Below are 4,585 nucleotides of genomic sequence, written 5' to 3' on the forward strand. Positions count from 1 at the left end.
CCCGGCCGCTGCTTGACCGGCTCGAGCCCTTTGAGCACCTTGATCGACGCCTCGCTGTATGCGGCGCTTGGCTTTTTCGTGGACATGGTCTCGTGTAGGTCGTTGTCCACAGCGCGTGTGGATATCCGCGTGGACAATGCGTTGAAAGTTCAAAAAAAGCGAATGGAAACAACGAGCACGGCCGGCATGCCCGCAAAGCGGGCGCAACCGGCGGCGCCGGATGCCCGTCCGCCATAATCGCGGCGTATTTTACTGGTTTCGTTTCGCGCGGCAATTCGTCCCGATGGCCATCGGCCGAGCGGCCATCCGCCAAACGGCTCCGGGCCGGGAGTGCACCGCACCGTTTCCGCTTGGCGACACGACGCCCATGCAAACGCAACCGCGCCGCGGCCTGGGCTGCCGGCCGCCCTATTTACGCTTGGCTTCCAGCGCCTCCCAGCGCTCCAGGGCGGCCAGCAATTCGTCGTCGATCGCCGCGTAGCGTTCGGTCAACCGCGCGCCTTCCTTCGCATCGCGCGCGAAGATCGAACCGTCCTCCAGTTGCGTGCCGATGGCCTTCTGCTCGGCCTCGAGCGTGGCGATCGTCTCGGGCAATGCCTCGAGCTCGCGCTGCTCCTTAAACGAAAGCTTGACCGTTCGCTGGGCGTTGCGTCCCGCCGCGCTCTCCTTGGGCGCCGCTTCGCGCGGCGCGGCCTTGGGCGCATTCTTGGCGGCGGCCTCCAGCGCGAGCCGCTGAGCGCGCTCGCTCTGCGTCTGCCAATCGGTGAAGCCGCCGACATACTCGCGCCACTGGCCAGCCCCTTCCGAGGCGATCACCGAGGTGACGACGTTGTCCAGAAAGGCGCGATCGTGACTGACGAGCAACACCGTGCCGTCGTAGTCCGCCAGCAACTCCTCAAGCAGTTCCAAGGTGGGGATGTCGAGATCGTTCGTGGGCTCGTCGAGCACGAGCACGTTCGCGGGGCGCGCAAACAGCCGCGCCAGGAGAAGCCGATTGCGCTCGCCGCCCGACAGCGACTTCACGGGCGAGCGCGCCCGCTCGGGCGCAAACAGGAAATCGCCGAGGTAGCTCATGACGTGCTTGCGCGTGCCATTGACCTCGATCCAGTCGCTGCCGGGGCTGATGGTATCGGCCAAGCTCTTTTCCGGATCGAGCTGGGCGCGCATCTGATCGAAGTAAGCCACCTGCAAGTTCGTGCCGACGCGCACGGTGCCTTCGTCGGGCGTAATCGCGCCAAGAATGAGCTTGAGCAGCGTGGTCTTGCCTGCGCCGTTCGGGCCGATGAAGCCGATTTTGTCGCCGCGCATGACTGTGGCGGAGAAACGCTCCACAACCGTACGCTCGCCATAGCGTTTGGTGACATCGGTGAGTTCGGCGACGATCTTGCCCGAGCGCTCACCCTGCCCGACGTCGAGTTTCACATTCCCTTGCACGTTGCGGCGTTCGGCCCGTTGCTCCCGCATTTGCACGAGCCGCGCGATGCGCCCGACGCTACGCGTGCGGCGGGCTTCGACGCCCTTGCGGATCCATACTTCTTCTTGCGCGAGCAGCTTGTCGAATTTCTCGTTTTCGATCCGTTCGACTTCGAGCTGTTGCGCCTTGCGCGTCTGATAGGCAGAAAAATTACCGGGATACGACAGCAATCGGCCGCGATCGAGTTCGACGATGCGCGTGGCGACCCGATCGAGAAAGGCGCGAGCGTGCGTGATGAACAGCAGGCCGGCGCGCGAGCTGACGAGCAGTTCTTCGAGCCAGCGAATACCGTCGAAATCGAGGTGGTTCGTCGGCTCGTCAAGCAGCAGGACATCGGGATCGACGACGAGTGCCTGCGCGAGCGCAACGCGCTTTTGCATTCCACCGGAAAGCGCGCCGACGCGCGCATCGCCGTCCAGGTTCAGTTGCGCGATCGTGGTGGAGACACGCGTGCGCCAGTTCCAGGCGCCGGCGGCGTCGAGCGCCGATTGAAGCGTGTTCATTCGTGCGAGCAGCGCATCGTGTTCGGCGCCCTCGGGGGTCGCGGCCAGCGCATGCGCGACGGCATCGTATTCGTCGAGCGAGGCGCGCACCTGCGTGAGGCCGGCCGCGACGGCATCGAAGACCGACGCTTGTTCGTCGAACTCGGGCTCTTGCGGCACATAGACGGTGGACAGATCCTGCTGGCGCGTGACGAGCCCGTCGTCGGGATGCATAAGGCCGGCGACGATCTTGAGCAGGGATGACTTGCCCGCACCGTTGCGCCCGATGAGCCCGACGCGTTCGCCGGCTTCGAGCGAGAAATCGGCATGATCGAGCAGTGCGACGTGGCCGAACGCGAGCTGCGCGCCGACGATGGAATAGAGCGACATAAAAGGGACGCGCCTGCAAAAATCGAAACGTCCATTGTACCGGCGGCGGCTCGTGAGCCGACACGCGCTGGCCGTTCGGTACAATCGCCGCCTTGGCGGTGTCGGCCAACGGACTTGCCAAAGAGGTGCGACAATTCGCCCCCCTGGGCGCCCGTGACCTGTGGGTCTGGCGCTGGGGTAGCGATCTTTTGAGATGAATTAGGGTGAGACGCTGTGAGCGACGTGATCGAATATAAAAGCTGGGTTTGCCTGATTTGCGGGTGGGTGTACAACGAAGAGGAAGGGTTGCCTGACGAGGGCATCGCGGCGGGCACGCGCTTCGCCGATATTCCCGATGATTGGCGCTGCCCGTTGTGCGATGTGGGCAAGGGCGACTTCGCTGCGGTGGAGTTCTGAGCGGGTTGTAGTTCGGTGCTTGGACCGGGTGCCCGTGCTATCGCCACGAGCGCTGGCCGCCCCATCTTATGGGTAGGCGCGGCCTTTGATATACTCTGCGCGCCGGCGCATCGGGCTCACCGCCCGTCAGGTCATCCTCCCCGTAGTTCAATGGATAGAACAAGTGCCTCCTAAGCGCTAGATACAGGTTCGATTCCTGTCGGGGGGACCATTCCGTGCGGCCGTCCGCCGCCATTCACGCCGCAACCAACGGCCGCAAATCCGACCAATCCGTCCGCGCCGCTTCCTCGAGATCGTAGTCGGCCTGCAGTCCAACCAGAACTGCGGGCTCGTGCCCAACACGACGGCCAAACGACGCGCCGTATCAGCCGAAACCGCGCGCGCCGTGGACGATCTCGTTGATTCGCCATCCCGCCCTTGACGCCCCGAAACCCTCCCGCCCCTCCGTGCTAGCATCCCCTAACCACGGAAGCGCCCCTCATGAACCCAACGACAGCTCATCAATTCGACGTCGAGTTCGCTCCTCGCATTGCACAAGCGATCCGAGACGTCGTCGGCCCGCAAGCCGATATCCGACTCGAACCATACGGTGGCCCCGGCCGCCCGACGACACTCAAAATTACCGCGCCGCTCGCCGAACGCGTGCGCGGCGAGCGTCACCCGCTCAATCTGCACATGACCTGGGATGAATGCGAGATTGCCTCGTTGACGGAGCCTGGCGGTCTGCGGCGATTGAAACACTACATCGAAGCGTTGCCGCATAAGCTCGCCGCATGGCAAGCCGCGCGTGATTTCGACCTATCGACGCGCTCGCAGGCCGAGCCCTTTGTTTTACTGGGTAATCTCGATTTGGAAGGCTGACGGCAGGTTCCAATCGCAGCCACTGAGACCAACACATCCCCAAAGGCACGCCGGGGGCAGAACGCCGGCCAATGCCGCCGCCCGATACCGCCCCGGGACCCTAATGCCGATGATGCGGCCGATCGAACCAATCATGCGCGTGCATCCAACGGATCAGATCGGCAAGCGGATGGTCCGTACGATAGCGCGTGGACATCGCAAGCGCGGCGCACGCGAACAGCATCAACACAAATATCAAGCCAACCGACGAATCGAACATGGCAGCCTCCACGGGCGTCCACAGCCGCTTATCACAGTCTCATTCTAGGCTCGCCCGGCGCAATTGCGAGTGTGCGCCGCCGCACGCCGCATCGCTGCGATAATTGGGGCCCCCACCCCATAGCCAAAGGAGCCGCCGTGAGCGAGCCGATTTCCTCTTCTGCCAGCGCCATCCGCCGTGTCGCCTTCATCGGGCTCGGCGTAATGGGCCATCCGATGGCCGGCCATCTGGCCAAGGCCGGATTCGACGTCACCGTCTACAACCGAACGTACGCGAAAGCCGAGCAATGGGTGGCCGAGTACGGCGGCCGCGCCGCCCACACCCCTCGCGAAGCGGCTCAAGGCGCGGAACTCGTGCTGGCCTGCGTCGGCAACGACGACGATCTGCGCAGCGTCACGCTTGGCGAGCAAGGCGCGTTCGCCGGTATGACGAACGGCACACTGTTCGCCGATCACACGACCGCATCGGCGAACGTCGCGCGCGAACTTGCGCACGCAGCCCGCGCGCAAGGCATTGCATTCATCGATGCCCCGGTCTCGGGCGGTCAGGCCGGCGCCCAAAACGGCAAGCTGACGATCATGTGCGGCAGCGACGATACCCGGGCCTTCGACCGCGCCGCCGCCGTGCTCAAACATTATGCGGTGGCCGTGACGTGTCTCGGCCCCGTCGGTTCGGGCCAGTTGACCAAAATGGTCAACCAGATCTGCATCGCCGGCCTCGTGC

The 4,585-nt window shown here is 64.3% G+C and carries 5 protein-coding genes and 1 tRNA gene; 4 read left to right on the forward strand and 2 right to left on the reverse strand.

Annotated features, from left to right (window positions below; translation table 11 throughout):
* Nucleotides 1-408 precede the first annotated feature (408 nt).
* Complete coding sequence (locus tag ACTHL0_RS08635) at nt 409-2,346, reverse strand: ATP-binding cassette domain-containing protein (protein WP_440566313.1); 1,938 nt, start codon at nt 2,344-2,346, stop codon at nt 409-411.
* Between the two features lie 213 nt (nt 2,347-2,559).
* Between ACTHL0_RS08635 and ACTHL0_RS08640 the strand changes: the two genes are divergently transcribed.
* From ACTHL0_RS08640 to ACTHL0_RS08650, 3 genes are all read left to right on the forward strand, one after another.
* Nucleotides 2,560-2,742: a rubredoxin gene (locus ACTHL0_RS08640; protein ID WP_440566314.1), complete on the forward strand. Its 183-nt coding sequence runs from the start codon at nt 2,560-2,562 to the stop codon at nt 2,740-2,742.
* Nucleotides 2,743-2,878: 136 nt separating this feature from the next.
* A tRNA-Arg gene (locus ACTHL0_RS08645) sits at nt 2,879-2,953 on the forward strand.
* A 269-nt stretch (nt 2,954-3,222) separates the two neighbouring features.
* On the forward strand, nt 3,223-3,603 hold the full coding sequence (locus tag ACTHL0_RS08650) for a DUF5594 family protein (RefSeq protein WP_440566315.1): 381 nt from the start codon (nt 3,223-3,225) through the stop codon (nt 3,601-3,603).
* A gap of 100 nt (nt 3,604-3,703) precedes the next feature.
* Here ACTHL0_RS08650 and ACTHL0_RS08655 read toward each other — a convergent pair whose 3' ends face one another.
* The gene (locus ACTHL0_RS08655; protein ID WP_440566316.1) at nt 3,704-3,862 is read right to left on the reverse strand and encodes a hypothetical protein; all 159 of its coding nucleotides are present in this window, start codon (nt 3,860-3,862) and stop codon (nt 3,704-3,706) included.
* A 137-nt stretch (nt 3,863-3,999) separates the two neighbouring features.
* On the opposite strand from ACTHL0_RS08655, the gene ACTHL0_RS08660 reads away from it, so the two are divergent.
* The coding region (locus tag ACTHL0_RS08660; RefSeq protein WP_440566317.1) for an NAD(P)-dependent oxidoreductase at nt 4,000-4,585 on the forward strand (586 nt) is incomplete at its 3' end.

It is taken from the genome of Trinickia sp. (assembly GCF_051961175.1).
GTDB lineage: Bacteria > Pseudomonadota > Gammaproteobacteria > Burkholderiales > Burkholderiaceae > Trinickia.

What these genes read in the sequence shown, in the direction of transcription:
- ACTHL0_RS08635 (WP_440566313.1), bottom strand. Translation starts at nt 2,346, where the DNA reads ATGTCGCTCTATTCCATCGTCGGCGCGCAGCTCGCGTTCGGCCACGTC.
- ACTHL0_RS08650 (WP_440566315.1), top strand. Translation starts at nt 3,223, where the DNA reads ATGAACCCAACGACAGCTCATCAATTCGACGTCGAGTTCGCTCCTCGC.
- ACTHL0_RS08655 (WP_440566316.1), bottom strand. Translation starts at nt 3,862, where the DNA reads ATGTTCGATTCGTCGGTTGGCTTGATATTTGTGTTGATGCTGTTCGCG.